We start from the raw sequence: 25,152 nt of genomic DNA, 5'->3' as shown, positions 1-25,152 counted from the left end.
GTTTTAAAAAAGCTCATAGAGTTTCAGAAAGATGAAGATTTGTAATTTATATTTCCCTGGTACAGAAACATCAGGATAAGGAGTTAATCACATTACAAAACGCCATAAAGATTTCTTATGGCGTTTAGCCGAACAGGGAGGTGCTGCTACGGGAGGAGTTAGTCTAGATTTAACTTAATATCTAAAGAAAGCTGCTCCGACAATGATTAACAAGATGAATAACACCACGATTAACGCGAAGGAACTACCGTAACCATTAGACATATTGCCACCTCCTTTAGTGAGGATAGTATAAGATATGCCAAACGATAGTTTTCGACATAGATTGACGTCTAAATAAGAAAAAATGAATTTTTTGTCTAAAAAACAAATTTAAACGCCATAAAAGTTTCTTATGGCGTCAAACAGAACAGGGTGGTACTCCTGCATATCGGTTAAATAGGAACGCCTTCTGGATAGCCTCCGAAGAAAGCTGCTCCAACAATGATTAGTAAGATGAATAGCACCACGATTAATGCGAAGGAGCTACCACAACCATTTGAGTATCCCATATGTCCACCTCCAGTAAAAAAGGATAGTACATGATATGCGGGTCGAGTTCCTTTGAAAGGGATGCTAGTTGAAATGAATTTTAAAATGATACTTTAGTCTAAATTGAAATAGAGATCATTGTTAGGCAAGTATTGTCCACATCGGATCTTGCCAGAGTTAAGGCTGCCATAGAAGCAGAATGGAAGGCGTCGGACGGGAAATCAGGCTCAAGCCAAACAAGTGCGGCAAGAAAAAAACCATTAAGCCCAAGCAGCAAAAAAACGTCTTATACGCTGCCGTCTGGCATTTTCAAAGTGAAGGGCCCAACGAGAGAGGGGAAGGTAACACAAATTCAAAAAGTACTGGCGGCAACCAAGATAAAGGAGCAAACAATACCGATATAGACGGCATTTATGGAACGAAAACGAAATCGGGATTTGAGTCTCTCTTGAAATAACCTGGAGATAATACGTCGGCACACAATTATATACCTGCTCATTTTTATATGCACCTCTACTTGGATATTATGTTCTAGGTAGGGGGCTTATTTTTGTTTGTATCTCAGGCTGTTACACTCCTTAAAGAAAACTTTTGCTCATGGGAACTACATTAATGTTGTACATTATTAAAAATTTTATCCTAATTCTTATGTAATATGTGTTTCTTTCTGATTTGGAGTGTATACATAATTAGCAATTTAATTATAAATTGTGAAGAAATAAACCTTCTCAACTGATGAAGCATTACAGCTCTACACTTAACCAAACGATAAACTCGAAGGATTGGATTAAAAAAGAGTTGTATTCAGATATTAATTTGGGTATATTGTATATAAAGTATATATACAATATGACAGCGGGGTTTTATATGCAAATTATCATTTCCAATCATTCAAAAGAACCTATTTATGAGCAAATTTATACTCAAATTAAAAAACATATTTTGACCAATGAATTACAAGCAGGGCAATCCTTACCTTCAATGCGACAGTTAGCGAAGGATTTGGATATAAGTGTTATTACAACAAAACGTGCCTATGAGGAACTGGAGAAGAACGGATTCATATATTCGGTTGTTGGGAAAGGTTCTTTTGTATCGGAGCAGGATAGTGAGATGATGAAAGAGAGAAAAATGAAGGTGATTGAAGAGCAATTGTTGACGGCAATTCAAAACAGTAAAGAAATTGGCATCTCACTTACAGAATTAAAGGACATACTTACACTATTATATAGGGAGGAAGAATAGTGGAAAATGTTATTGAATTAAAACATGTGTATAAATCATTTGGTGATTTTCAACTAAAAGATATTTCAATGACAGTTAAAAAAGGATTTATAACTGGGTTTATTGGTGGTAATGGTGTTGGAAAATCTACAACGATTAAACTTATGATGAACTTATTGCAACCAGATAGCGGGTCAATATCAATATTTGGGCTAGATCATAAAAAACATGAAAAAGAGATTAAGCGACGGATTGGCTTTGTCTTTGATGAAAATATGTTCTACTCACACTTAACATTTGCAGAAATGAAGAAGGTGATAAGGCCCTGCTATATGAATTGGGATGATAGCCTATTTAATTACTATGTTGAAAAATTTGAACTGCCGTTAAATAAAAAGATTAAATCATTTTCTAAAGGAATGATGATGAAAGCTTCTTTATCAATAGCCTTATCACATCATGCAGAGTTAATTATTATGGATGAACCTACATCGGGGTTAGACCCAATATTTCGCAGGGAGTTTCTAGATATACTACATAATATAATGCAAGATGGAAAGAAAACGATCTTCTTTTCTACTCATATAACAACAGATTTAGACCGTATTGCAGATTATATTACTTTTATTCATAATGGCGAGCATATTTTCACAAAGAAATCGTATCAAATTCAAGAAGAGTACGCCATTGTAAAAGGAGGCATGGAGCTATTAGATCGAGATACAGAACAGGAGTTCATCTCCATTCGGAAATCTAATGCTGGTTTTGAGGCATTAGCAGCCAATAAAGCACGGGTAGAAGATGTGTTTGGTGATTTAGTATTGATCGAAAAACCAACGATTGAAGAGCTGATGTTCTATACAAAGAAAGGGGCTAAGTAAGGTGTTTCACTTAATAAGAAAAGATATCATTTTACAAAAGAAATCTCTTATGATATTACTGCCTGCTTTATTTGTTTATTTAACGTTAAATATATCATATATCTGGTCAGGTTTTTTATTTAGTATTGTCATAATAATGAACGCTTTTTCAATGGATGAAAAAGTCCGAATAAATACTCTGCTGAATTCATTGCCTTATACACGAAGGGAAATTGTTAGTTCAAAGTACATTGGGGTACTTATTTTTACTTTGATTGTAGTTTTTACCATTTTCATAGGGAACTTGATCATTCATAGAGAACTAACAACATGGATAGATCTAATGTTTATCGTATGCCTTGTGATGGTATCTGCTTCATTTATCTTTCCATTTAGTTATCAGATTAACAGCCAATATTTGTTCAAAGGCTCACTTATCTTACTTGGTATTTATATGGTATTAGTTAATACCTTGTTCCGAAATTTGAATGATATAATCAGAGAATGTGTTCGAATATTATTATCATTACAAAATCTTAATATTTATTTCTTAATTCTGTTTTCGGTTATGATTTTATATGTTTGTTCTTGGCTTCTATCGATACGTATTTATAAAAATAAAGTATTTTAAAGGAAGGGTGTAGAATTCTACAGAAAGAGATTTTTACTGATTGGTTTAACCATCCCTATTCTCATATGTTGCAAAAGGAACGGTATCTTAAATCATTTTTTCATTTCGCGTAAATGCATGATGGGGATTTCATTATTAATTACAAAAGGGGGGAGCATAGATTTTCTCTCACTGATTGATTAAATAAATGCTGGGTCAGCTTCCTGTAATATATGTTCAAACGGGGTACTGCGCATGTCTTAGAAGCTCCTGAGCATGGCAGAACAGTGAACCAAACTGTAAAGGGCAGCTTTGCGCGGATTAATCATCAGATAGATTTGAAAAAACCCACTAAAATGTGGGTTCTTTGTATGCGCTAACGGGGGAATAACTATTCTTCATCTTCAAAAAAACCGAATAGTTTTTCTTCATCATATTCATATTTACGTCCTGGATTATCTGTATCTCTTTCATGCTGTAAAAGAACTTTATAGTTTTTTCCCTTTGAAGATTCGTTTTCAGTAACACTTAGCACGGTTACTTTATCGTTCTCATATGTCTTTGCAAAAAGTTTAATCTCCTCAATTGTATCCTTTAAATCTGTTTCATCACCATTAAAAAAGTCTAAAGAAACTTCAGTTGTGTATTTTTCAATCATGGCTAGCTCCCTGCTTATATGTATTAGTTCTTTAAGGATAACGGAAAATCTAATCAACAGCTATCACTGGATGGTGAAAGAGGTTCAACAGTTGCCGGGAGTACTCTATGGTTCAGCAACTCTAATGTGAAATGGGGTGTTGCTCAGTATGGATGAGATGGCGATCAATGGCCGGTGCCGGAAAATTACATAAATAAAGGAGAAGCAAGAAAATTAGGAAAGCAAAAAAGGTAAATTTATCAAAAGTAGCACCGGGGAAAAGTATCGGGGGAGATATTTACAAAAACAGAGAAAAACGTCTTCCTAAAGCTAAAAATACAGTGTGGCGTGAAGCTGATATAAACTATATCACAGGTTACAGAGGGAATGTCAGATTACTCTATTCGAATGATGGATTAATATATAAAACAACAGATCATTCTAAAACGTTAGTTAAAAATATAATAATGGAGGACATAGTTTTTAATGAAAAAAATAATTGTAGATGGAAAAGATTTTGAAAATAAAGAAGGGTTACATAATGCATTAAAAGATAAATTAGACTTCCCAGACTACTATGGGGAAAATTTAGATGCTTTATGGGATTGCCTTACAGGGTGGATAGAGTTGCCGCAAACTTTAGTTTGGAGACATTTTGAGTTTAGTAAAAAGTTTTTAGGTTCATACGCTGATGATACATTAGAAGTTTTACACGAGGCTCAAGAGGAATTAGAGGATGAGTTTAAAATAATAATAGAGTAGACTTTCTTTTTTAATTTTGTGAACTTGAAAAGAGTTGCTGGCATTGTTTTTTATCGCCTTCATGTCTATATATGGAAAACTTGCGCGAAATCATACCATTGTTCAACTCGGCTTTTTCGGCTGTCCAAGCATATATTATAAATTCCACTGTATTTTAGCGCGAAGCTTGTAACAGGTTTAAATGAGAGCCTGATATCTAAAGACTCGGAAATCCGTTCAAAATTCATTCGTTCAGGCTCTGTCATATCAATCTTCCTGTATAAGTTTTCAAGCAATCCTCTAAATGACTGTTTGTATACCTCAAGATGAAAAACCTCCTTAAAGACGACAATCTAAAAATTGGATTCGTGAAATATTATAGGGAAAACTAAGACTTTTTTCACGGGAAAATGCATCTAAGATAAGGGTGGTGTTTCTTGAAGAGCTGCTAACTAATTAATGACAATAATCGATAATGAAAAGTGTTTGTTTCATAATTAGAGCCATATTCGGTTTTAGAGTTAGAGGTATTTAGGCTGCAAAAAGAAAAAGTTGAAATGGAGGAATACATGCAATGCGGAGTGAACAGGTAATGTTGGACATTTTTTTAGACTTTGCTTTGAATGATGAAAGAATCCGATTGGTAACTTTGGAAGGATCGCGTACAAACAGAAATATTCTCCCCGACAACTTCCAAGACTATGACATTTCTTATTTTGTAACTGATATGGAATCTTTTAAAGAAAATGATCGGTGGCTTGAAAGCTTTGGTACTCGGATTATGATGCAAAAACCCGAAGATATGGAACTTTTTCCTCCCGAATTAGGTAACTGGTTTTCATACATCATTCTTTTTGAGGATGGTAACAAATTAGATCTAACCCTTATTCCAATCAGTGAAGTAGAAGATTATTTTGCTAAGAACGATGGTTTGGTTGAGGTCTTGCTTGATAAGGATAATTTCATCAAAAATAAAGTAATCCCAAATGATAGTCAATATTGGATTAAAGAGCCTTCTGCAAGGGAATTTGATGATTGCTGTAATGAGTTCTGGATGGTTTCGACATACGTAGTAAAAGGATTAGCAAGAAAAGAAATACTTTTTGCAATTGACCATTTAAATGAGATTGTACGTCCTAATTTATTGAGAATGATGGCATGGCATATTGCATCCCAGCAAGGGTATACATTTAGTATGGGGAAGAACTATAAATTTATTAACCGTTACCTTTCAAATAAAGAATGGGAAGAGCTAATGTCTACATATTCTATGAATGGGTATCAAGAAATGTGGAAGTCGTTATTTACTTGCTATGAATTATTTAGCAAATATTCAAAAGTTGTATCAAAAAGTCTTAGATATAAGTATCTAGATTATGGAAAAGTTATCACGAAGTATACGGAAAGTATTTATAACTCATTAAAATGAATGCATAAATCCGCCTCCTTAGCGGGAGGTTTTCTTGTGTACAAAGAAGAAATTAAACTAATGAAAAAAGAAGAGTCTATCATAATACTCTTCTCTAAATTGTTTCAGTCTTCATTTTTCCTTTCCTTACAAATACCATGATTCCAGGGATGATCATAAGTATAGCTGGTATTAAGTAAAACCAATCAATACATATAAGTCCTCCAACTCCTGAGATAAAAAGTAAAACACTGCTCAACTTTGGTTTGAATAAGACAACAATTGAAGCGGTAAACCCAACGCATGAAAAGATCAAAGATACCCATGCACCAACAAGGAGGTCGCTTGTCATTTCAAAGTATCTGATCAAATGAAAAAATAAATCAAGGTAGGCGGTACCTAAAGCTAGAATAGATGCTACCCCACCCAAAAGGCTCCCTATAAACTTAAAAAAAACTCAATGGTTCTCTTCACAATAAACGCTCCTTATGTAATCAGCAACTTCATTTTTATATATTAGAATATATAAGAAACATAAATGAGAAAGATAACGGTGTAAATCGTGGTTATTAATACGAAGGATTGAAAAAGAAGAACACGCAGCAGATTCACTTGCTCTTGTTGGGGGGCAAGTGTTGACAATCCTATTACTGGTTTAAATAAAGAAGGAGTATAAAACCTGTATCAATGATGTTACTAGATATCTACGACACAGGTTTTATATTTAGGTAACTACATTTAACATTGCATTTTTTTATTATGCAATCGTTCACTCTATTTCTGCTTTCAATTTTTCGAACCACTCTAAATTAACCAAGTGATGTGAACGGGAATTTTCGTTCATACGGCGAAAGTAATTGATTGTGCCGGAAAGTTCTTGAGTGATGGACAGGTATTCATCAAGGAGCTCGATTCGAGTTTTAGTCTGGTCGATTTGTGATTGGATCAGATCCAGTAATTTATTTTTGTCGAATTCATCGGCAAAGAGTAACGCCCCATAAAATTGCAGGTTCACATATTCCGATTTGGTGCCGTATTTGATCATTAATTTCTCGAATTCTGCCCTTCCCGATTCTGTGACTTTAAAGTTACGGATTTCACGCCCACTGGTTGAGGGTTTCTGCTGAATCTGTTCAATAAAACACTTTTCTTCAAGCTGCTGCAGATTGTAATAAAATGAACCTTTCGTGAAGTTAACAATGTATTTGTAATGACGTTTTTCCATTAAGGCCAGAAGTTCATAGCCGTGAGCTCCGGGATTTTGGATAAGCAAGCCAAGGATAAGTAAGGGAATTATGGTTTCATCACCTCCGCCATCCGCGCCTCAAATTCCGCGTACGTGATTTTACCCGAAGCCAAATCCATACTATGAAGGTAAATCTGTTCTGTTTTAGAATAGTCACCATTCACTTTTAGTGATTGCTCCTCTTCCGAAATGGGTTTCAGGATATGGTACTTTTTCGAAAAAGCCTCGAAATAGCGGTAACCGAATTTGCGTTGTGAAACTGCGTCTAAATGAATGCCATCAGGATTCGCAGTCAAACCTGCTGCAGTAACAAAATAACAATTCTGTTTTTCATTAGCAAAACGCAGCAATTGTTCATTAACCTGTCGAAACTCAGTCGCGTGCTGCCCAAAACCGGTCTTCCCAAGAAAGTCACCAAGCCCTCCAATAATCAACGGTACCTCATCAAGTTTCAACTCGTTTCTTAGCGTCTCGATGATAAGAGTTAATTTCTCGTAATACGTTTCATGTAGTGAACGATAACTGTCACTCTCACCTTGGTGCCAAAGGATTCCACAAATTTGACTGGACCGCAGGGCGAAGCGGGCTTCGGACAAAGCATGCTGAAAAAGGACGCCTTCCGGATGCCAGTCATTCAATGAACTGCCACCTTCCGCACAAGGGATCAAGCCAATTTCTTCATCGGGATGAGCTTTCGACCATGCATCTGCAAAAGATGCCGCCAAGCCAACGCCGGAAACCGGACGGTCGTAATTAATCGGCTCTGTCATCATCTGCCACTGTCCATTGCGCAGCACTTTTATTTTTTCATTATAGATAGGGTCTACTTCATTCAAAAATCCACGGCCCGCCATATTTGACTGCCCCAACATTAAAAAAGACTTTATCATCTCATTTTTCACTTCTTTACATCAATATTTTAGTCTAATTAGACTATAGCCAATTCAGTTTGTCTTGTAAAGTTTTAATAAGGTTTTACTTTTATTATTAGTGTGTATGAAAAACAAACTAACATTGAAAATTTGGTGGATGTATTTGAGGAATAGCAAGTTCTTTGCTTTTCTTATCCAACTATCGGGGGCTTTAGTTCAATAACGATCTTCCACAATCTCAAAAAAGAAGAAAGAATTGGAGCATATGCGCTTAAATATTAACAAGAAAAAATTAGAGATTGAAGAACTTACAGAAGAAGATAAACCTTTTGAAATCACCATTGTGAACAAAGGTGATGACAGTGATTTAACAAGTAAATCCTCATTTTAAAGAATTTCTCTTTGTCTGGAATCAAAAATTTCAATTCTTAGTAGGTGGTTATGGATCATCCAGAAGCTATCATGTGGCACTCAAGATTGTTCTGAAATTGATACGAAAGCGAAACTAGAAGCATTTATTGAAGTGAAAAAGAGCCTCTCATATAATGAGGGCTCTATATTGCAATCCTTCTGACTTAATCGTCCCAGTCTTCATCTTCTTCCCAGTTTTCTTTAGATTCCTCAAGATCCTCCATTAAAAACTCTAAAAAGTTACGGGCCACAGTTCGACCGTAACCCTCTTGATTGTCCCAAAGGATAACCGGACATTCTCCATCATCATCCATTCTGTTTGTATCAAGACAATAAGAAAATTCATCTATATATTCGATAACCACAATTCCATCAATTAAATCATAGTACTTCCTGTATTCTTCAGTCACTGTAACCACTCTTGCAGTAGCTTTACCATGACCTAGTATATTCACTCCATAAACTCCACCAGATCCATATTTCTCAAGAAACCATTTATAACTGTTGGGTAATTTAACGTTTAGTTTTTCCTCTATAGCATTAATTTTATCATTGCTAATTCCACCCGTAAAATCGTCATCTTCTGCATTCTCTCTAATAAATTGCTCAACTTGTGAATAGTTCATTAAAGTCACCTCTTACTCTTGATTCTCGAATTGTTTAGCTCTCCATTTCCAATATCTCTTTCTAAAATTATTGTACTGTTTTTCAAGTATTGGATCATTTCTAAAGCTCTGTCCATTTCCCTTCAAGCCATGCAGCACTTTACTATATTTGTTGTGCCAGCTTTCGGGTATTTCAAGCATTGTACCACTCTCTTCTTGGATAAGGTGATGCAAATTAACTTTGGTTCCATCATTAGCGTAAGGAGCATCTCCTTTTTTCATTATCTGAAGATTCGTTTTCCCTGTATCTGGGTCTACTCTGTTAATATCAATGTCTTTCATTGTGTATACTCTACGGCTAACATCTCTAGGTTGTCCTTTAACTTTTACTTTGCCGTCTATTTCAACCGCACTATACTTTTCTTTATTTAACCAAGGAAGATTTATTTCCTTACCAGTAAACGGCTTTCTGCTTTCATCTAACTTTTTAGCAAGCTGAAGCAGCCTGTCTTTAGCGCTCACATCGTTGATGACATTATATGGCATGCCACCTGCTACAACAACATCTTCTCGCATAACAAACGGTTTAATTGCTGTTAGTGGATCAGGAGTTTCATCCAGTTTTTTAGACACTTTTTTTACTACAGCTTTTCCAGCTGTTTTCACTCCTATTTTAGCAACTGAACCAGCACCTTTTAAAGCAAAGATGTTTACTGCTGCATACGTAAACCAATGAGCCTTTGATTCTGTGTCTCCGTTCTTTACGTCTCTTACATAGGAGGTTATAATCGCATCTTTAATAGAGTTAAACGTGGAATCATAATAATAAACCGCAACTGCAGAATTAATAAGCATGTCGACAGGATGATTGTGTGCCATATAGTCTAATGTTTCAGCTGTCATATCATAAAGTGCTGTAACAGTCCCTTTGGCTCCAGCCATTAGCTCACGTGTGTTTTCAATCTGTGTGAAATATCTTTGTTGTTCTGCTGTTAGATTTTCATACCCAATTGTTTTGGCCATTGAATAGAATTCATCAGCATCTGCATAATCGTAATTCTTTAGTCTTTCTTTTAGTTTTTCAATCTCTCGTTCTTTTTCTTCCTTCTTCTTAATCGTCAAATAGGATTCAGTCTGTTTCTCAATATCACCTTTTTTCTTATGTATATCACTCTCACGATATGCCTTAGCGTTGTAGTGAATGGGTGTAGCGTTTTTGCCTTTGCCCGTTGCTTCTTGGAGCTTTTGGAAATCTGACTTGATGAATTGTTCATTTGGTTCTGAGAGACCATATTCTGTCAGTAAATCTTCGTCAAGGTCACCTAGTTTTTCAATTGTTTTCTTGCGTTTGTCATTGGCATCCGCAAGCTCATTCTTGAAGGTTTCTGTTGAAAACAGGTCGAGCGGGAGGATGTCGTCAATGTCGTTTAGGATATCTTTCATGGCTTTTTTCTGTTCAGACATAATCGACTTTGATTTTTTATGAGCGTTAGCCAGCTCATGTTCTAGAAAAGATTCATCAATATAAGCATCAGAGAGACCTTTGTCCTCGACAGCGCCAGCAATGCTGTTAAAGAATGCGATTTTCATGTCAATGTAGTCGATCCATTGATCAGTGACACCAACATGATCGTGATAGAATGCTTTAATATTATTAGCGCCTTTACCAGAGAATTCGCTGTCATCCAGTTCAGCGACGCTTTGTAAAGCTTTTCTCAAGTTGACCATTTGCATCCTTAAATCTTTATATTCTTTGGCGCGGTCTGTAGCTTCAGACATAAGGGTTTTAGCTTCAAAGACTTTCATAATCATACCCTCTCATTTAATTGTATAACAAAATATTACCATGGAAAAAAGAAGAAGCGGACTTAAAATTATCTTGATTGACCATATCAAAGATACCGAATAAAAAGTTTGCGGTTTTTTTGCGGTCTAAACACTTTTTGGAAATGTTAGAATATTACATAAAAAGACATAAAAGGAGGGGTCCTGTGAATCCGGTTTTATCATCGTCAGAAGTTGGCGTAAAGATCAATGAATGGTATAAAATGATACGTCAATTTAGTGTCCCGGATGCAGAGATTTTAAAGGCAGAGGTGGAGCAAGAAATCCAACGGATGGAGGAAGATGAGTATTTACTCATTTACTTCTCCCTAATGAAATTCCGTCATCAGCTCATGTTAGATTATTTGGAACCCGTAACAACACGTATAAGACCAACTATTGACGAACTTCTTGAAAAAATTGAGACTTCAAATAAAGGCATATCTGGCCTGTTGTCGTATTATTCTCTGTTTTTCAGAGGGATGTACGAGTTTGATAAGAAGCAATACATGAAAGCTATCTACTATTATAGAGAAGCTGAAAAGCAGCTTATACATGTCCCTGATGAGATCGAAAGGGCAGAGTTTCATTTTAAGTTAGCTGAAGCATATTATGGTATGAAGCAAAGTCATGTGTCTATGCATCACGTTAAACAAGCATTGGATATTTATAATCAATATGAACTTTATAAGGTGCGAAAAGTTCAATGTATGTTTGTTATCTCAGGGAATTATACTGATTTTAAACATTACGAAAAAAGTCAGCCGCATCTTGAAAAGGCATTAGCGTTATCTAGGGAATTGAATAACAAAAGGTTGATTAGTTCTGCACTATATAATTTAGGCACTAATTTTGCTGACAGTGGTGATTACGAGCAGGCGGAAGTATACATAAAGCAATCAGTGGAGATTACAGAAAAAGAAAAACTCACAAACTTGCCACATTCTTTATTTTCTTATGCAAAAATCCTTTTTAAACAAGGAAAAATGAATGAGGCTATCCAAGTAAGTAAGAAAGGTTTGTCAGCAGCTCTTTATCAAGGTGATGAGCTTTTCGCAAAATTACAGGGATATTTAAATGCTCTTTATGTCGATGCAGTGGATCAACAAGGTGTTAATAAAACCATAGAATACTTAGAAAGGAATAAGAACTATTCATATATTGAAGACATTGCCTGTGAGACCGCAGCTGCTTACGCAAACTCAAAAGAATTTGAAACATCCTATGTATATCATCAGAAAATGCTTGAGACTCAAACACAAATTCAAAGGGGAGAATGCCTGTATGACTTTTAAAAAGAAGGTATGCCTAATCCTGGGTTTGTCACTTGTTTTAGTGTGTGGTTTCGGATCTTTAACAGAAAATCAAACTCAAAACACATTTCATATTGCCTCTGATCGTTTTCAAACTTGATAATACTACCCTAAACCTCCTTCATAAATGGAGGTTTTTTTATTTGATATTAACAGAAACAATGGAATCAAATGCGATATAATTAGTCCCCCCTTTAAATCCTTGAGGCATAACCTTACTTTTGGGGAGAGAAAAAGGCAATAGGGCACGCAATAACTTTTTGGTTCTCCAGGAAATCTCTCAGATGGGAATTAAGTGGTTTCAGGATCTCAATCATGCAAAAAGACGCCATCTTATAAAAGAATAACGTCCGATTGTTGAATATCTTATCTTTCTAACTCAATGAATTACATTTAAAGTAATTTTGAGGCATGGCTGACCAATAACACTAGCTGCCCGGAATTAAACGAATCCCCTTCACGGAGCTTCGGTGTTTTTCTTTCCGATAGACCATCTTCAGGAAGTTCCAGTTGTAAAGCGAACAGCATTTGTCGATGTCGTGATGACAGCAGCATATTTCTGTTATTCGAAAAATGGGGCTTCTTATACTGAATACATTCATGGTCATCTGTTATATCCTCATGGACGTCTTACATAAATTTGTAGAGAGTTTCTTTGCCATGGTTCTTTTAACGCTTCAATAAAATCCTGATTCATTTTGCATAGTTTACGGTTTAGTAATCATCCATGTAACACCAAATTTATCTATCACTTCTCCATAGTGTGCGCCCCATGGCTGCAAAGCAAAGGGATATTTGTTTTCTCCACCCTCACCAAGCTTGGTATATGCCTCTCTTGCTTCGCTCTCATTATCATAGGTTAAAGCAAGACTGATGCTACGATTACCGACCACTTGTTCAAAGGAATCAGAAAGCATTAAGATATTGTTTCCAGCTATCATCAAAGACAGATGCATAACTTTCTCCTTCATATCTTCTGGAGTTCCTGGTACCTCACCGAATGTTTTAAGTGATACAATTTCTCCACCGAGTGATTCTAAGTAAAAATCCGCCTGGCTTCTTGCGTCCTCTGACATTAGATAAGAGTTTAATTGTGCTCCCATGATTTCAACAACCTTTCCATTTGTATTTGTCTTTCTACGAATACAACAAATATGACTTAATGAAAGTTGCTCCATTAAATTGGTTTCCATCATCAGAATATTTGAGTCCCCTCAGAACCCCCCTATCCTCCTAGATTACTTTTCGACAATTACTTTCGACGGCAAGTAGAAAATTCCTGCCGCTGTCATAAAAGGGTAGTACGGACGTTTAGTGTTTGTGCTCACCATTTTTTAACCATAATTCATATAAACGTATGGGAATGAGAGCAAATGAATATAAGGAATGTAATGAAAATAAGCTTCCATAACCAATGATATGGATTTACTATGTTGAGGGACTCGATTTAATGAAGGTACAAAACCATATTGAAATCTTTTAATTTTTGCCTTATCATTATTCGTCTCTTTGTTTATCAAGACCTAAATTGTAAAAAGTCATATAAAATAAGGAGTGAAATATGTTATACATGAATAATATGTTTCACTCCTTATATTTTTTGTTCAACAATCGCATTGTTTTAATTCTAAAAGAAAGATATACCGTTCTTATGTCACAAACGGAGCAGGTTAGCTGAAGAAGAGCAATCAATGTAGAAACGTTGACAACTAAAACACAACCATGATATATTTAGCCCGCTAAATATTTTTCGGCAGAGGAGGTTCATCTTTGAAGGTTAGTGTGGACTGTGATATTCGTATGTCCTTGGATAAAGTTTCTTCCCAAATGCGTCGGAATTATAGTGAAAGCCTTAGAGAACTCAATCTTTATGTCGGCCAAGATAATTTACTCTCGCGTTTGTGGTTGGGTGATGGAATAACACAAATGCAGCTATGTGAACATTTAAAATGCGAACCGCCTACAGTAACAAATATGGTTAAATCGCTAGAGCAGAATGGTTTCATATACCGTAAACGTGATAAAGAAGATGCAAGGGTTATGCGAATTTATCTAACGGACAAAGGCAAAGATTTAGAAGAACCTGTTAGAATGAAATGGAATGAACATCAAGAAAAATTACTACAGTCAATTTCAGCCGAAGAACGCTTAATATTAAGGGATTTAATAAAGCGTATGGAGAAAAACTTAACCTAAGTTTTCTCTCAAATATATATTTAGCAACCTAAAAAAATATTACTCTACCCAAAATATTGTACTAATAAGTAAGCCAAACTGAAATTATTTAGCAGACTAAGTATTTCTTTAAACCAACTGAAGGTTGAAAATAATCTGAGCAGGAGGATTCAATAATGAATAATAGAATATGCAAAATATTAAATATAGAAAAGCCGATTATACAGGGCCCGATGTCTTGGGTTACTAATGCCGAATTTGTTGCGGCGGTAAGCAATGCTGGTGGATTAGGATTTCTAGGTCCAAATGCCGGTCAGGTTGAGATAACTCGTTCACCCGAAATAAGTGCGGAAAGAATGAGAACTGAAATACAAAAAACAAAATCATTAACGAATAAGCCATTTGGAGTACCTGTAATCGTAAATCGTGATTTAGCTTACACATGGCCAATTTTAGAAACGATTATTGACGAGAAAGTTCCTGTGGTTCTTGTGAACGATATACTGGATGAAAGAATCTTTAAACCATTAAAAGAAAACGATATTAAAATTGTTTATAGACCACTTACTCCTACTATTGAAAATGCAAAAGCTGCAGAAGAATTTGGAATAGATGTTTATGTAGCGACTGGATTTGATGAAGGTGGTACGGTTCCTGAACGAGTTATTGGAACATTTTCGATTGTTCCAATGATTGTAGATGCTATAAATACCCCTGTAATGGCAGCTGGTGGTATTGGAGATGTTAGAGGAGTGCGTGCTGCATTTGCTTTAGGCGCTGAAGGTGTGTTTGCTGGTAGTGTCTTTATTCCAACAAAAGAAAATCCAGCAGCAGAAAACGTGAAACAAATGATTGTAGATGCTACAGCAGAAGATTTACTAATGTTCCGTACTTTACCAGCATACTATCGTTCTTTACCTACTAAATTTGCGAATAAACTAGTAGAAATGGATAAACAAGGTGTTAGTCGTGAAGAAATAGCAAAAATGATGCGTGGATCAATTGGAATGCGTATCGGCATGCTAGAAGGCAATACAGACGATGGCTATATTTCTATAGGTACTGGAATTACGCCAATTAAAGAAATCAGAACTGTAAAAGAAGTGGTTGATACGTTAATGCAAGACTTTAATTAAATATTAGGGTCTTCGGAATATTTAGTGGAATTCACTTTTCAATAGTTGAAACATTTACTTATAACTCGGACTATTTGGCGAGTTCAAACACTAGAGGGTGTTTTTTGCTCACCATTTTTTAACCATAATTGATATAAACGTATAGAATTAATGGCAAATGAGTATAAAGAGTGTAATGAAAACAAGCTTCTATAACCAATGATATGGATTTACTATGTTGAGGGCCTACTGGTTATATAAAATTCATGGTTTTTAAACTATCGGTTTTTTCATACTCCCGGAAAATCTCCTCATTAGGATAATCAGTTATTACATAGCATTACCTAAGGGATGATGCTGCTTGAACGTCTGGCTAAATCTTAATGGTGGGTGAAAACAAATAAGTAAATAACCTGCAATGACTGAACTTTTCATTGGCAGTATAGTTGGAGATCAAGTTAGGGACTAAAGGAAGGAAAAAATCGTGCCCATTTTGTGCCCAAAATAGATATAAAATGATGCAATGAGTATGTATTGGATAACTTCAGATGCTTGAAAGCTTCTGTAACTGACAATATACTTCCACTTTATGGAAGGTAACGAATTAATAAAGAGATACCAAAAAGCCATTTTGGTATCTTCTTTGTTTGTTTTTAGAGCTATTAAATCCATCTAGGAGCACCATGACTTGGCCTCAACAACAGTAACTTATACTATATCGAATCTATTTGAGGAAACTGATTGATGATATATTGCTTGAAGTTTTCAGCGACAGGTGATAGATACTTCCCTTCAATCCAGGAAATACCAACTGTGCGCTCGAACCTTGGCCAACTAATGCGAACCTTTGCGATATTTGTTTGGTCTAAGCCTTTAAAATCAGGAAGAATTGAAACGCCAAGACCTGCTGCAACAAAACCTGCGATTGTAGCAGCTTCTTCGCCTTCAAATACAATGTTTGGGGTAATATTACCCTGTTCAAATATATGATCTATGGTTACTCGAAGAGCAAAACCTTCTTTCATTAAAACAAAAGGCTCATGAGCAATGTCGTTTAAGGTAATCTCCTGACGAGTAGCTAACACATGTTTTTTGGGCAAAAATAAAAAGAGCTCCTCCTTCCATAAGGGCTTCCACATTATATTTGATTCGACTGGAAAAGAAGCAAGCAGGCAGAGATCTAGTTCACCTGATTTTAGTTTATCTAAAAGCTGATTAGAGTGAGACTGGTTTAATTGGAAATGAACATTTGGGTATTGATCTTTAAATGCTCCAATTAAATTTGGAACGATCGTTGTACCCAGAGTGTGTAAAAAGCCTAAAGACACTTCACCTTGATCTGGTTGTAAAAGGGATTGAATTTCTTCCTTTCCTTCAGTAAATTCTTTAATGATGGAATCGACCCTCTCGAGGAATCTTTCCCCATATTTATTTAATGTAATGGATCGGCCTTGTCTATCAAAAAGCGGAACCCCTAAGTAATTTTCTAATCTAACAATAGACCGAGAAAGTGCTGGCTGTGTTATTGATAACGTTTCAGCAGCTTTAGTTACATGCTGTATACGAGCAAGAGTTTGAAAGTACTCTAATTGTTCCCATTCCATTAAAACATCCACCTTTTTATAAATCATTACATAAATGAATTAAAATCATATTTATTATGCATTATACATCATAATTTATTAGTGTTATGATCAATTTATCGAAAAAATATATGAATTTTTATATGAATTTTAAACTAATTGTGTATTCAGAAGGAGGATTATTTTAATGAACTATCGAATTGAAAAAGATACTTTTGGAGAAATAAAGGTGCCTGCTGATAAGTTTTGGGGAGCGCAAACACAACGTAGTAAAGAGAACTTCAAGATAGGTTCTGAAAAAATGCCTATCCGTATTGTTAAAGCTTTTGCTATATTGAAGCGCAGTACAGCTATTGCTAATAATCGTCTAGGTAATTTGGATAACGAAAAAACAGAGGTTATTACAGCAGTTTGTGATGAGATTCTTGAAGGCAAATATGATGACAATTTTCCACTCGTTGTTTGGCAGACGGGAAGCGGAACACAAAGCAATATGAATGTTAACGAAGTTATAGCAAACCTTGCAACAGCTTTATTAAAAGAAAAAGGCTCTATACAAACCATACATCCAAATGATGATGTCAACCGCAGTCAAAGTTCGAATGACACTTTCCCAACAGCGATGCATGTTGCAGGTGTATTAGCCATCTATGAACAATTAGTTCCTGCACTTGATCAACTTCGGAACACATTAGATGAAAAAGCAAAAAAATTCAATGACATTGTAAAAATAGGTCGTACACATCTTCAAGATGCTACACCTTTAACCCTTGGACAAGAAATTAGCGGTTGGGTGTATATGATTGATCGTTCGAAAGAAATGATCTTGGAAGCAACTGAAAAAATGCGTGAACTTGCTATCGGGGGTACGGCAGTAGGGACAGGCATTAATGCACATCCACAGTTTGGAGAAGTTGTCTCAGAGGAAATTTCGAAGTTTACAGGCCAACAGTTTAAAAGTTCACCGAATAAGTTCCATGCCTTAACTAGTCATGATGAAATAACGTATGTACATGGTGCTATGAAGGCATTAGCTGCTGACTTAATGAAAATTGCGAACGATGTTAGATGGCTTGCAAGCGGTCCTCGCTGTGGTATCGGGGAAATTTCAATCCCGGAAAATGAACCTGGCAGCTCCATTATGCCCGGTAAAGTCAACCCTACTCAATGTGAAGCCCTTACCATGATTGCGGCTCAAATTATGGGGAATGACGCAACTATTGGTTTTGCTTCAAGTCAAGGCAACTTTGAATTAAATGTATTTAAACCAGTTATTATCTATAACTTCCTTCAATCCGTGCAATTACTGAGTGATGGAATAAAATCTTTCCATGATCATTGTGCGGTTGGTATTGAACCTAATAAAAAAACCATTAAGGAAAATCTCTCCGGATCTTTAATGCTTGTCACAGCATTGAATCCTTATATCGGATATGAAAAAGCTGCGAAAATTGCTAAGTTTGCTCATAAAGAAGGCTTGACGTTAAAAGAGGCTGCTGTCCAACTCGAACTATTAACGGAAGAGCAATTTGATGAAATGGTTAAGCCAGAAGATATGGTGAAACCAAACATTTAAATCTTTTAAGATAAAAACTAGTTACTAATCAGTAACTAGTTTTTCCTTATTCAAAAGGGGGGTGCACAGATTTTTCGTCACTGATTGATTAAATAAATGTTGGGTCAGCTTCCTGTAATATATGTTCAAACTAAAAAGCCAAGCCCATTTTCAATTGCATGTGATTGTATGTACGAAAGATTAATATTACGCAACGGAATGCAAAAGTGATATGTAAAATAATTGGACTGCCACTCTAAATAATCAGTCCAAGTTGCAGGCATTGTTTTTTTACCGCCTTCATGTCTATATATGGCAAAATTCATGAGCGAAATCATACCATTGTTCAACTCGGCTTTTTCGGCTGTCCAAGCATATATTATAAATTCCACTGTGTTTAAGCGCGAAGCTTGTAACAGGTTTAAATGAAAGCCTGATATCTAAAGCCTCGGCAATTCGTTCAAAATTAATTTGTTCAGGCTCTGTCATATCAATCTTCCTGTATAAGTTTCAATCCAATCCTCTAAATGACTGTTTGTATACCTCAAGATGAAAACCTCCTTAAAGACGACAATCCAAAAATTGGATTTATTAAATATTATAGGGGAAACTAAGACTTTTTTCATAGGAAAATGCATCTAAGATAAGTGTGGTGTTTATTGAAGAGCTGCTAAGTAATTAATGACAATAATTGATAATGAAAAGTGTTTAAACAGAATCTTAATAATCAATCTCCTATCTTAATTGTTGAAGACCAGAAGCACATCTTTATATACGCATTTAACAAAAGTACTTTTTCGAATAATATCTATTACCTTGAATTGGATAAGGAAGGGAATTTATCCTTGAAACTCAGCATGAAATTCATATACAATACAGGGGTAGGGTATATAAAATTTAGTTTAGGTGGTGTTTGTTAATGAAAAATCCTGAAATTGAGTCTTTTATTAAGGATGTGGATCGAATTGTTCATGACGGCGGGACTGAAGAGGTTTTGACTGGCAAGATTGCGGAGAGGATGAGACATCTGTTACAGGCCGATAATATTCTCCCTTCACAGTATCGGCAACCGAACCCAAAATACGCTCTGTATCCGTTGTATATTGCTGACGATGAGAGTTTTTCTATCGCGGTTGCGGTTTGGGATGTTGGGCAATCCACTCCTGTCCATGATCATGGAACGTGGGGCGTAATTGGAGTAGTTCAAGGAACGGAACACGAAATACAGTATGCATCGCCTTCTAATAAGCATGAGGAACTGATAGCATGTAATGACCGTTATATTCTGCAAGGGGAGGTTGTCGTCTGTTGCTCCACTGACCAAGACCTTCACAAAGTGGAGTGTGCCTCCAATGATCCGTGTGTAGGAATTCATGTGTACGGCGGCAATATTGGAAAAATAGAGCGTCATATCTATGATACACATACGGGGAAAAAACGGGTAGCGGTTAGTCACTGGGTTCCTGTACCAGCTTCCCGACAGTAAGTCGCATTTTTACGCCTAATGACTGTATAAATCATTGAGTTAAGTTTATGTAGCTTACTTTTATTTAACAGATGTGCTTAAAATATAGTAAAGTGGAATAATGGATTAATTAAACTGCGTAATAATCAGAATATTTTTAAAATAACTTGAAAAACAATTTAAATCGAATTACCTTATCTAAGAAAGGAGGATTAAAATATGAAAGTAACTATTGAAGAATTACCTGAATCAAGGATTGCTTACTTCCGAAATGTTGGGGAGTATGGTGAAAAGCAAAACAAAGAATTAATGGAGAATTTTAAAAAGTGGGCAAAATCGAATGGTGTATTTGATAATTCTACAATTTTAGGCATACCACAAGATAACCCAGAGATTACTCCTAAAGAGGAATGTCGTTATGATGTTTGCGTTGTTATAAATAAAGATTTTAATGTGGAAAAACCAGCTCATGTTGGTGAATTTTCTGGTGGGAAATACGCTGTTTTCTTGCTTGACCATATAAAAGAGGCAGTCAGTGAATTTTGGGGCAGTATTTTTACTGAGATAGAAAGAAATAATCTATCAATAAGAGAACAACCAATTATAGAAAGATATACTTCACAAATGATTGATAATCATTTGTGTGAAATATTAGTTCCTATACAGTAACGAAGCAGGGATATTTCCTACCCTCTGTTTAAAGGATAAAAACATGAGAGGCCTACTATGTATTTCAGATCTAATACCAATTGAATCACCACAAGAAAATAACACAGATATGATGTTTAAAGTTGAAGCAGTCGATCCACCTGAACGTTGTCCTGAATGTGGTTTTGACAAGTTGTACAAACACAGTTCAAGAAAGAAACCAATTATTGATTTGCCCGTTCGTTTAAAGCGAGTGGGCTTACAATTGAACCGCAGACGATACAAGTGTCGTGAATCTGGGAACGCTTAATATCCATTGATGAAAAACGTAGTATGACCAAAAGGCTTTTAAAATCCATCCAAGAGCAATCCATGTCTAAGACTTTTGTAGAGGTCGCAGAAAGCGTTGGCGTTGACGAGAAAACCGTATTTTTTTTCATTTACAACCTTGCAAGGTTTTTAACAAGAAGCCCTCTTTTTCCAATTCGATACTTAGCAGTTTTTTTCACAACAAACGCTCTTTTTTATATATGAAAATGTAAAAGAAACATAAATGAAAATACAAATGAGAAAAACAACAAACCCTTGCCACGTAAGGGTTTGTAAGGGATTCAAAAATCACTTTATAAATGAGGATCTAAATCTTATTAGTAAACAGAATTAAACATAATAACAGAAATAAATAATAATAAACAAACTGCGTTTATTTATCTGATTTCCGTCTTTCTTTTAATTGCTCCGTTATAATCTCCAAAGCAGCCTGTAATATTTCATCAGTTATTTCTCCATTATAATCAATATGAACTTTATAAAGTGCAAAAAATACAATGTCATTTCGTGATATCTGGAAATTACGTTGATTTTAAACATTTCGAGAAAAGCTTGCCGCACCTTGAAAAAGCCTTAGAGTTGTCCAAACAATTAGAGCGCAATGAAAGGCTACTTAGCTCGGCTTACTACAATCTCGGAAAGAATTACGCAGATTTAGGAATAAATGATAAAGCAGATCATTTCTTAAATGAGGCTGCCAAGGTATCAGAAAGTGCTAAGTTGAGCAATTTACCACATTCACTGTTTACATACGCTAAATTTCTTTTTAAGCAAGGGAAAACAAGTGAAGCAATAAAAATGAGTAAAAAGGGTTTATCCGCTGCGATATCCCAAGGTGATAAACTTTTTGTGTCCCTGCAAAAGTATTTGGAAGCACTTTATATTAATGCAGTAGATCAAGTGGGAATCAAAAAAACGATTGATTACTTAGAAAAAAATAAGAATTATGCGTATGTGGAAGATATCGCAATTGATACGGCTGAAGTTTTTGCAAAATCAAAGGAATTTGAAACATCATATGTTTATTATCAAAAAATGCTTGAAACGCAAAAACAAATTCAGAGGGGAGAATGCCTGTATGAATTTTAAAAAGGGCGTAATCATTATTCTTACTGCAGTAACTTTAAGTTTAGGTCTCGTTACTACTTTTACTGTTGAGCAAGGTAGTGCATATCATCAACTTTCTGACCGAAATCAAACATGAAAACTGATTAAACCCTCAAATTGTGCCCTGAGTGAACAAAATGCAGACTAGAGGCAGCATTACTGGCTAACGGTACTTGCTACAACTTGTTAATAACAATGGACAATTTATAATTTACATGGTTGTCTAAGCTCATCAGAAATTGATCTAACAATTCATTAGATGGAAATCTACATTCAAGAAGATAACAGCCATCTCCACTTATTTTATAGTTATTGATAACAAATTTCTCTTGTTCTTTTATAAATGAAAGATAAGGCTGATGATAAGTACTTTTTGTGTAGATGTTAATTAAGGCGTGAATAGAACACCCTAAATTAGCTTGATTCACTTTTATTGTATAACCTTTAATTACCCCGGTATCTTCTAATTTAGCAACTCTCGACGCAGCTGCTTGTCCTGTTAAATGAATTTTCTCTCCTAATTCTTTCATTGTTATGCGACTATTTTTGGACAATTCTTCTAATATTTTTATATCAGTGTGATCCAACATAAAATCAAATCCTTTCCTAGGTATACTATACCAATCACTTTTAAATGCGGTAAGAATTCACTAGGTATTTTCAAATTACATAATATTCCCATTCAAATGGATATCATACACCTGTTAAACATATAAGATACACACTTTCAAAAATCAAGTCAAACTGCAACAAGACTTGATTTCTTCCATATGCGTATCTAAATGTTTTTATTCAAAGATACAACGTGATAAAATACACATAATAGCTCACTGAATTAATTCATTTCCTAAAGCTTAAAGGTATTCATGTTGAATGTTTTGAGTAGGTAACATGTTGTACAAATAAATTAAAGAAAGGATTTCATCCAAATGGAGTATGATCGAAAGATTAAAAATCGCTTACGCCGGATAGAAGGACAAATTAAAGGTGTATTGACTATGATGGAGCAAGGAAAAGATTGTAGAGAGGTTGTGACCCAATTAGCAGCTTCACGTAATGCTATCGACCGAGCATTGGGTTTAATTGTGAGCACAAATCTTGAACATTGTGTCCGTGAAAATTTAAAAAAGGGTGAAGATACACAAAATTTAGTAAAAGAAGCAGTCGACTTATTGGTAAAGAGTCGATAAAAAATTCATCAACCTATAATCCTTTAAGGTTGACGAATTTTTATTTGTGTAATAACATACCCCCATGGGTATATAGATTTAACTGATTGCGTAATTTTATATCTTTCATTCAAAAATTTTTAGGATTCCAGATACCCCTGGGGGTAATTAGTTAGGAGGAGAAACATGACAAAACAAACAAAACACACAACAATTGTTTTATTTAGTGGAGATTATGACAAAGCAATGGCAGCTTATATTATTGCAAATGGTGCTGCTGCCTACGATCATGAAGTGACGATCTTCCATACTTTTTGGGGTTTAAACGCTATACGTAAAGAAGAACTGATTCCAGTAAAAAAAGGATTTCTTGAAAAAATGTTTGGAAAGATGATGCCTCGTGGTGCTGATAAGATGGGTTTATCTAAAATGAACTTTGCAGGTATGGGCCCGAAAATGATTAAAAATGTGATGAAAAAGCATAATGCACTTACGTTGCCTCAGTTGATTGAGATGGCTCAAGAACAGGGTGTAAAGCTTGTAGCTTGTACGATGACAATGGATCTTCTTGGTTTACAGGAAAAAGAACTATTAGATGATATCGATTATGCTGGTGTAGCAGCTTATTTGGCAGATGCTGAAGAAGGCAGTGTCAACTTATTTATCTAATGTTACCCATTGTAAATTAAATAAATAAAGGAGGTGAAACACAATGGATAGTGGCGTAATCATCAATACCTTACTTATTTTATTTTTACTTTGGATTGTATTTCGACGTTTTTTCCCAGTGCAAGGTGTTAAACAAATAACAACTGCTGATTTAAAGTCAGAGCTGAAAAATAAAGGCAAACAGTTTATCGATGTACGAACACCTCATGAATTTCGTACAAGACATATTCAAGGGTTTAAAAACATTCCCTTGTCAAACCTGCCTCGTCAAACCAATCAACTTTCGAAAGATAAAGAAGTTTTTATTATTTGTCAAAGTGGAATGAGAAGTCTAAAGGCTAGCAAGGTATTGAAAAAACAAGGATTTAAAAACATCACAAATATTAAAGGTGGTATGAATACATGGTCATAAAACCTTAGATAGTATTTTTTTGTATATTTATATACCCCCACCCCTATTTAAAAAGGAGGAAAAAATGGTGAAGGCAAATATTGTGTTAGACGCTAAAGGTTTGACGTGTCCAATGCCCATTGTAAAAACGAAGAAGAAAATGAAGGATTTAAAAGCTGGTGAAATACTAGAAATTGAAGCAACAGATAAAGGCTCCACGGCAGATTTGCAAGCATGGGCAAATAGCACAGGTCATGAATATCTAGGTACTGAAACAGAGGGAGAAATACTTCATCATTTTCTTCGTAAAGGAGGAGAACATTCATCAGAAAGCACACCTTCTATTCCTGAGGTTTCACTAGAAGCTTTCAAACAGAAAGTTGAAAGTGAGGAGTCTCTTAACATTTTAGATGTCCGGGAGCTAGATGAGTATGAAGAAGCTCATATCCCGGGAGTTGTGCATATCCCTCTTGGGGAGGTGGAAAAGCGCTCTAACGAGTTAAACAAAGATGCTGAAATTTATATCATTTGCCATTCTGGAAGAAGAAGTGAAATGGCAGCCCAAACGATGAAAAAACAAGGTTTTAAAAAGGTGATTAATGTTGTCCCTGGTATGCGTGATTGGACAGGTAAAACAGAATAAATAAAAAGGATGATAAACCA

At 35.4% G+C, this 25,152-nt stretch carries 27 protein-coding genes and 10 pseudogenes; 23 read left to right on the top strand and 14 right to left on the bottom strand.

Going from position 1 to position 25,152, the window contains the following annotated elements; all coding sequences use genetic code 11:
- Positions 1-174: 174 nt before the first annotated feature.
- Positions 175-264: a YjcZ family sporulation protein gene (locus NSU16_RS13015; RefSeq protein ID WP_024122253.1), complete on the bottom strand. Its 90-nt coding sequence runs from the start codon at positions 262-264 to the stop codon at positions 175-177.
- 170 nt (positions 265-434) lie between these two features.
- Positions 435-551, bottom strand: a complete 117-nt coding sequence (locus NSU16_RS13010; RefSeq protein WP_010335054.1) for a YjcZ family sporulation protein — start codon at positions 549-551, stop codon at positions 435-437.
- 132 nt (positions 552-683) lie between these two features.
- Here NSU16_RS13010 and NSU16_RS13005 point away from each other — a divergent pair, with 132 nt between their 5' ends.
- The 4 genes from NSU16_RS13005 to NSU16_RS12990 all read left to right on the top strand — a co-directional run bounded on the left by NSU16_RS13005 (position 684) and on the right by NSU16_RS12990 (position 3,246).
- A complete protein-coding gene (locus NSU16_RS13005) occupies positions 684-935 on the top strand; it encodes a hypothetical protein (RefSeq protein WP_339191089.1) in 252 nt (83 codons plus the stop codon).
- A 463-nt stretch (positions 936-1,398) separates the two neighbouring features.
- A complete protein-coding gene (locus tag NSU16_RS13000) occupies positions 1,399-1,776 on the top strand; it encodes a GntR family transcriptional regulator (RefSeq protein WP_010335052.1) in 378 nt (125 codons plus the stop codon).
- The gene (locus tag NSU16_RS12995; protein ID WP_339191088.1) at positions 1,776-2,636 is read left to right on the top strand and encodes an ABC transporter ATP-binding protein; all 861 of its coding nucleotides are present in this window, start codon (positions 1,776-1,778) and stop codon (positions 2,634-2,636) included. The genes NSU16_RS13000 and NSU16_RS12995 overlap by 1 nt, the downstream gene beginning before the upstream one ends.
- A 1-nt stretch (position 2,637) precedes the next feature.
- The gene (locus tag NSU16_RS12990) at positions 2,638-3,246 is read left to right on the top strand and encodes an ABC-2 transporter permease (protein WP_339191086.1); all 609 of its coding nucleotides are present in this window, start codon (positions 2,638-2,640) and stop codon (positions 3,244-3,246) included.
- A gap of 139 nt (positions 3,247-3,385) precedes the next feature.
- Here NSU16_RS12990 and NSU16_RS12985 read toward each other — a convergent pair.
- Positions 3,386-3,469, bottom strand: a pseudogene (locus NSU16_RS12985) (ImmA/IrrE family metallo-endopeptidase); the annotation flags it as partial.
- Between NSU16_RS12985 and NSU16_RS12980 the strand changes: the two are divergent.
- Positions 3,468-3,605, top strand: a pseudogene (locus NSU16_RS12980) (XtrA/YqaO family protein); the annotation flags it as partial. The pseudogenes NSU16_RS12985 and NSU16_RS12980 sit on opposite strands and share 2 nt — an antisense overlap.
- A gap of 11 nt (positions 3,606-3,616) precedes the next feature.
- On the opposite strand, the gene NSU16_RS12975 reads toward NSU16_RS12980, so the two are convergent.
- Positions 3,617-3,883 carry a hypothetical protein gene (locus NSU16_RS12975; RefSeq protein WP_339191083.1) on the bottom strand — a complete coding sequence of 89 codons (267 nt, stop codon included), beginning with the start codon at positions 3,881-3,883 and terminating at the stop codon, positions 3,617-3,619.
- Between NSU16_RS12975 and NSU16_RS12970 the strand changes: the two are divergent.
- From NSU16_RS12970 to NSU16_RS12960, 3 genes and pseudogenes are all read left to right on the top strand, one after another.
- Positions 3,882-4,036 (top strand): annotated as a pseudogene (locus NSU16_RS12970) (hypothetical protein); the annotation flags it as partial. The gene NSU16_RS12975 and the pseudogene NSU16_RS12970 sit on opposite strands and share 2 nt — an antisense overlap.
- Positions 4,037-4,095: 59 nt before the next feature.
- Positions 4,096-4,383 carry a ribonuclease domain-containing protein gene (locus NSU16_RS12965; RefSeq protein ID WP_339192690.1) on the top strand — a complete coding sequence of 96 codons (288 nt, stop codon included), beginning with the start codon at positions 4,096-4,098 and terminating at the stop codon, positions 4,381-4,383.
- Positions 4,349-4,624, top strand: coding sequence for a barstar family protein (locus tag NSU16_RS12960; RefSeq protein WP_010335048.1), 276 nt, complete (start codon positions 4,349-4,351; stop codon positions 4,622-4,624). The genes NSU16_RS12965 and NSU16_RS12960 overlap by 35 nt, the downstream gene beginning before the upstream one ends.
- A gap of 32 nt (positions 4,625-4,656) precedes the next feature.
- Here NSU16_RS12960 and NSU16_RS12955 read toward each other — a convergent pair.
- A pseudogene (locus tag NSU16_RS12955) lies at positions 4,657-4,928 on the bottom strand (ImmA/IrrE family metallo-endopeptidase); the annotation flags it as partial.
- Between the two features lie 249 nt (positions 4,929-5,177).
- On the opposite strand from NSU16_RS12955, the gene ant(6) reads away from it, so the two are divergent.
- On the top strand, positions 5,178-6,032 hold the full coding sequence (ant(6), locus tag NSU16_RS12950; protein ID WP_339191080.1) for an aminoglycoside 6-adenylyltransferase: 855 nt from the start codon (positions 5,178-5,180) through the stop codon (positions 6,030-6,032).
- A 748-nt stretch (positions 6,033-6,780) separates the two neighbouring features.
- Here ant(6) and NSU16_RS12945 read toward each other — a convergent pair.
- Together NSU16_RS12945 and NSU16_RS12940 are read right to left on the bottom strand one after the other, a co-directional pair.
- Entirely contained in the window at positions 6,781-7,308 is a 528-nt protein-coding gene (locus tag NSU16_RS12945; RefSeq protein ID WP_339192689.1) for a PadR family transcriptional regulator, read from the bottom strand.
- The gene (locus NSU16_RS12940) at positions 7,305-8,147 is read right to left on the bottom strand and encodes a sialate O-acetylesterase (RefSeq protein WP_339191077.1); all 843 of its coding nucleotides are present in this window, start codon (positions 8,145-8,147) and stop codon (positions 7,305-7,307) included. Before NSU16_RS12940 ends, NSU16_RS12945 begins: the two co-directional genes overlap by 4 nt.
- Positions 8,148-8,370: 223 nt before the next feature.
- Between NSU16_RS12940 and NSU16_RS12935 the strand changes: the two are divergent.
- Positions 8,371-8,496 (top strand): annotated as a pseudogene (locus tag NSU16_RS12935) (hypothetical protein); the annotation flags it as partial.
- Positions 8,492-8,629 (top strand): annotated as a pseudogene (locus tag NSU16_RS12930) (phage terminase large subunit); the annotation flags it as partial. The pseudogenes NSU16_RS12935 and NSU16_RS12930, both read left to right, overlap by 5 nt.
- Positions 8,630-8,704: 75 nt before the next feature.
- Here the strand turns inward: NSU16_RS12930 and NSU16_RS12925 are convergent.
- Both NSU16_RS12925 and NSU16_RS12920 read right to left on the bottom strand, forming a co-directional pair.
- Positions 8,705-9,166, bottom strand: a complete 462-nt coding sequence (locus NSU16_RS12925) for an SMI1/KNR4 family protein (RefSeq protein WP_010335042.1) — start codon at positions 9,164-9,166, stop codon at positions 8,705-8,707.
- A gap of 12 nt (positions 9,167-9,178) precedes the next feature.
- Positions 9,179-10,951, bottom strand: coding sequence for a T7SS effector LXG polymorphic toxin (locus NSU16_RS12920; RefSeq protein ID WP_339177331.1), 1,773 nt, complete (start codon positions 10,949-10,951; stop codon positions 9,179-9,181).
- Positions 10,952-11,136: 185 nt separating this feature from the next.
- On the opposite strand from NSU16_RS12920, the gene NSU16_RS12915 reads away from it, so the two are divergent.
- The gene (locus NSU16_RS12915) at positions 11,137-12,264 is read left to right on the top strand and encodes a tetratricopeptide repeat protein (protein WP_010335040.1); all 1,128 of its coding nucleotides are present in this window, start codon (positions 11,137-11,139) and stop codon (positions 12,262-12,264) included.
- 725 nt (positions 12,265-12,989) lie between these two features.
- Here the strand turns inward: NSU16_RS12915 and NSU16_RS12910 are convergent.
- Positions 12,990-13,385: a VOC family protein gene (locus tag NSU16_RS12910; RefSeq protein ID WP_339192688.1), complete on the bottom strand. Its 396-nt coding sequence runs from the start codon at positions 13,383-13,385 to the stop codon at positions 12,990-12,992.
- A gap of 667 nt (positions 13,386-14,052) precedes the next feature.
- Here NSU16_RS12910 and NSU16_RS12905 point away from each other — a divergent pair.
- Together NSU16_RS12905 and NSU16_RS12900 are read left to right on the top strand one after the other, a co-directional pair.
- Positions 14,053-14,478 (top strand): MarR family winged helix-turn-helix transcriptional regulator, encoded by a 426-nt coding sequence (locus tag NSU16_RS12905; protein WP_286058285.1) that lies wholly within the window; start codon positions 14,053-14,055, stop codon positions 14,476-14,478.
- Positions 14,479-14,633: 155 nt separating this feature from the next.
- Positions 14,634-15,593 (top strand): nitronate monooxygenase, encoded by a 960-nt coding sequence (locus tag NSU16_RS12900; RefSeq protein ID WP_010335037.1) that lies wholly within the window; start codon positions 14,634-14,636, stop codon positions 15,591-15,593.
- 692 nt (positions 15,594-16,285) lie between these two features.
- Here NSU16_RS12900 and NSU16_RS12895 read toward each other — a convergent pair.
- Positions 16,286-17,176, bottom strand: coding sequence for a LysR family transcriptional regulator (locus NSU16_RS12895; protein WP_339191075.1), 891 nt, complete (start codon positions 17,174-17,176; stop codon positions 16,286-16,288).
- A 166-nt stretch (positions 17,177-17,342) separates the two neighbouring features.
- Between NSU16_RS12895 and fumC the strand changes: the two genes are divergently transcribed.
- The gene (gene fumC, locus NSU16_RS12890) at positions 17,343-18,731 is read left to right on the top strand and encodes a class II fumarate hydratase (protein WP_339191073.1); all 1,389 of its coding nucleotides are present in this window, start codon (positions 17,343-17,345) and stop codon (positions 18,729-18,731) included.
- Between the two features lie 24 nt (positions 18,732-18,755).
- Here fumC and NSU16_RS12885 read toward each other — a convergent pair.
- Positions 18,756-19,258: pseudogene (locus NSU16_RS12885) on the bottom strand (ImmA/IrrE family metallo-endopeptidase).
- 371 nt (positions 19,259-19,629) lie between these two features.
- Between NSU16_RS12885 and NSU16_RS12880 the strand changes: the two are divergent.
- From NSU16_RS12880 to NSU16_RS12870, 3 genes and pseudogenes are all read left to right on the top strand, one after another.
- Positions 19,630-20,196 carry a cysteine dioxygenase family protein gene (locus NSU16_RS12880; RefSeq protein WP_127696728.1) on the top strand — a complete coding sequence of 189 codons (567 nt, stop codon included), beginning with the start codon at positions 19,630-19,632 and terminating at the stop codon, positions 20,194-20,196.
- 198 nt (positions 20,197-20,394) lie between these two features.
- Positions 20,395-20,844 (top strand): GyrI-like domain-containing protein, encoded by a 450-nt coding sequence (locus NSU16_RS12875; protein ID WP_168748297.1) that lies wholly within the window; start codon positions 20,395-20,397, stop codon positions 20,842-20,844.
- 43 nt (positions 20,845-20,887) lie between these two features.
- Positions 20,888-21,252 (top strand): annotated as a pseudogene (locus NSU16_RS12870) (transposase family protein); the annotation flags it as partial.
- 274 nt (positions 21,253-21,526) lie between these two features.
- Here NSU16_RS12870 and NSU16_RS12865 read toward each other — a convergent pair.
- A pseudogene (locus tag NSU16_RS12865) lies at positions 21,527-21,613 on the bottom strand (transcriptional regulator); the annotation flags it as partial.
- Between NSU16_RS12865 and NSU16_RS12860 the strand changes: the two are divergent.
- Positions 21,613-22,242 (top strand): annotated as a pseudogene (locus tag NSU16_RS12860) (aspartate phosphatase); the annotation flags it as partial. The pseudogenes NSU16_RS12865 and NSU16_RS12860 sit on opposite strands and share 1 nt — an antisense overlap.
- A gap of 194 nt (positions 22,243-22,436) precedes the next feature.
- On the opposite strand, the gene NSU16_RS12855 reads toward NSU16_RS12860, so the two are convergent.
- Positions 22,437-22,850 (bottom strand): Lrp/AsnC family transcriptional regulator, encoded by a 414-nt coding sequence (locus NSU16_RS12855; protein ID WP_339191070.1) that lies wholly within the window; start codon positions 22,848-22,850, stop codon positions 22,437-22,439.
- Positions 22,851-23,189: 339 nt separating this feature from the next.
- On the opposite strand from NSU16_RS12855, the gene NSU16_RS12850 reads away from it, so the two are divergent.
- The 4 genes from NSU16_RS12850 (at position 23,190) to NSU16_RS12835 (ending at position 25,132) form a co-directional block, all read left to right on the top strand.
- Positions 23,190-23,450, top strand: a complete 261-nt coding sequence (locus NSU16_RS12850; RefSeq protein ID WP_168748295.1) for a metal-sensitive transcriptional regulator — start codon at positions 23,190-23,192, stop codon at positions 23,448-23,450.
- A 165-nt stretch (positions 23,451-23,615) separates the two neighbouring features.
- The gene (locus NSU16_RS12845; RefSeq protein ID WP_339191068.1) at positions 23,616-24,098 is read left to right on the top strand and encodes a DsrE/DsrF/DrsH-like family protein; all 483 of its coding nucleotides are present in this window, start codon (positions 23,616-23,618) and stop codon (positions 24,096-24,098) included.
- Between the two features lie 43 nt (positions 24,099-24,141).
- A complete protein-coding gene (locus NSU16_RS12840; RefSeq protein WP_168748293.1) occupies positions 24,142-24,510 on the top strand; it encodes a rhodanese-like domain-containing protein in 369 nt (122 codons plus the stop codon).
- A gap of 64 nt (positions 24,511-24,574) precedes the next feature.
- Entirely contained in the window at positions 24,575-25,132 is a 558-nt protein-coding gene (locus NSU16_RS12835; RefSeq protein ID WP_326330884.1) for a sulfurtransferase TusA family protein, read from the top strand.
- Positions 25,133-25,152 lie beyond the last annotated feature (20 nt).

It is taken from the genome of Bacillus sp. FSL K6-1003 (assembly GCF_037964945.1).
In the GTDB taxonomy this organism is placed as follows: Bacteria; Bacillota; Bacilli; order Bacillales; family Bacillaceae; genus Bacillus; species Bacillus mojavensis.
Note: the sequence above shows the minus strand (reverse complement) of the source record. Positions and strands in the feature narration are given on the sequence as shown.

Excerpts from the sequence above, each read along its gene's own strand:
- NSU16_RS13015 (WP_024122253.1), bottom strand. The coding sequence starts at position 264 with ATGTCTAATGGTTACGGTAGTTCCTTCGCGTTAATCGTGGTGTTATTC.
- NSU16_RS13010 (WP_010335054.1), bottom strand. The coding sequence starts at position 551 with ATGGGATACTCAAATGGTTGTGGTAGCTCCTTCGCATTAATCGTGGTG.
- NSU16_RS13000 (WP_010335052.1), top strand. The coding sequence starts at position 1,399 with ATGCAAATTATCATTTCCAATCATTCAAAAGAACCTATTTATGAGCAA.
- NSU16_RS12975 (WP_339191083.1), bottom strand. The coding sequence starts at position 3,883 with ATGATTGAAAAATACACAACTGAAGTTTCTTTAGACTTTTTTAATGGT.
- NSU16_RS12960 (WP_010335048.1), top strand. The coding sequence starts at position 4,349 with ATGAAAAAAATAATTGTAGATGGAAAAGATTTTGAAAATAAAGAAGGG.
- NSU16_RS12940 (WP_339191077.1), bottom strand. The coding sequence starts at position 8,147 with ATGATAAAGTCTTTTTTAATGTTGGGGCAGTCAAATATGGCGGGCCGT.
- NSU16_RS12925 (WP_010335042.1), bottom strand. The coding sequence starts at position 9,166 with ATGAACTATTCACAAGTTGAGCAATTTATTAGAGAGAATGCAGAAGAT.
- NSU16_RS12920 (WP_339177331.1), bottom strand. The coding sequence starts at position 10,951 with ATGAAAGTCTTTGAAGCTAAAACCCTTATGTCTGAAGCTACAGACCGC.
- NSU16_RS12910 (WP_339192688.1), bottom strand. The coding sequence starts at position 13,385 with ATGGGAGCACAATTAAACTCTTATCTAATGTCAGAGGACGCAAGAAGC.
- NSU16_RS12900 (WP_010335037.1), top strand. The coding sequence starts at position 14,634 with ATGAATAATAGAATATGCAAAATATTAAATATAGAAAAGCCGATTATA.
- NSU16_RS12895 (WP_339191075.1), bottom strand. The coding sequence starts at position 17,176 with ATGGAATGGGAACAATTAGAGTACTTTCAAACTCTTGCTCGTATACAG.
- fumC (WP_339191073.1), top strand. The coding sequence starts at position 17,343 with ATGAACTATCGAATTGAAAAAGATACTTTTGGAGAAATAAAGGTGCCT.
- NSU16_RS12880 (WP_127696728.1), top strand. The coding sequence starts at position 19,630 with ATGAAAAATCCTGAAATTGAGTCTTTTATTAAGGATGTGGATCGAATT.
- NSU16_RS12875 (WP_168748297.1), top strand. The coding sequence starts at position 20,395 with ATGAAAGTAACTATTGAAGAATTACCTGAATCAAGGATTGCTTACTTC.
- NSU16_RS12855 (WP_339191070.1), bottom strand. The coding sequence starts at position 22,850 with ATGTTGGATCACACTGATATAAAAATATTAGAAGAATTGTCCAAAAAT.
- NSU16_RS12850 (WP_168748295.1), top strand. The coding sequence starts at position 23,190 with ATGGAGTATGATCGAAAGATTAAAAATCGCTTACGCCGGATAGAAGGA.
- NSU16_RS12845 (WP_339191068.1), top strand. The coding sequence starts at position 23,616 with ATGACAAAACAAACAAAACACACAACAATTGTTTTATTTAGTGGAGAT.
- NSU16_RS12840 (WP_168748293.1), top strand. The coding sequence starts at position 24,142 with ATGGATAGTGGCGTAATCATCAATACCTTACTTATTTTATTTTTACTT.
- NSU16_RS12835 (WP_326330884.1), top strand. The coding sequence starts at position 24,575 with ATGGTGAAGGCAAATATTGTGTTAGACGCTAAAGGTTTGACGTGTCCA.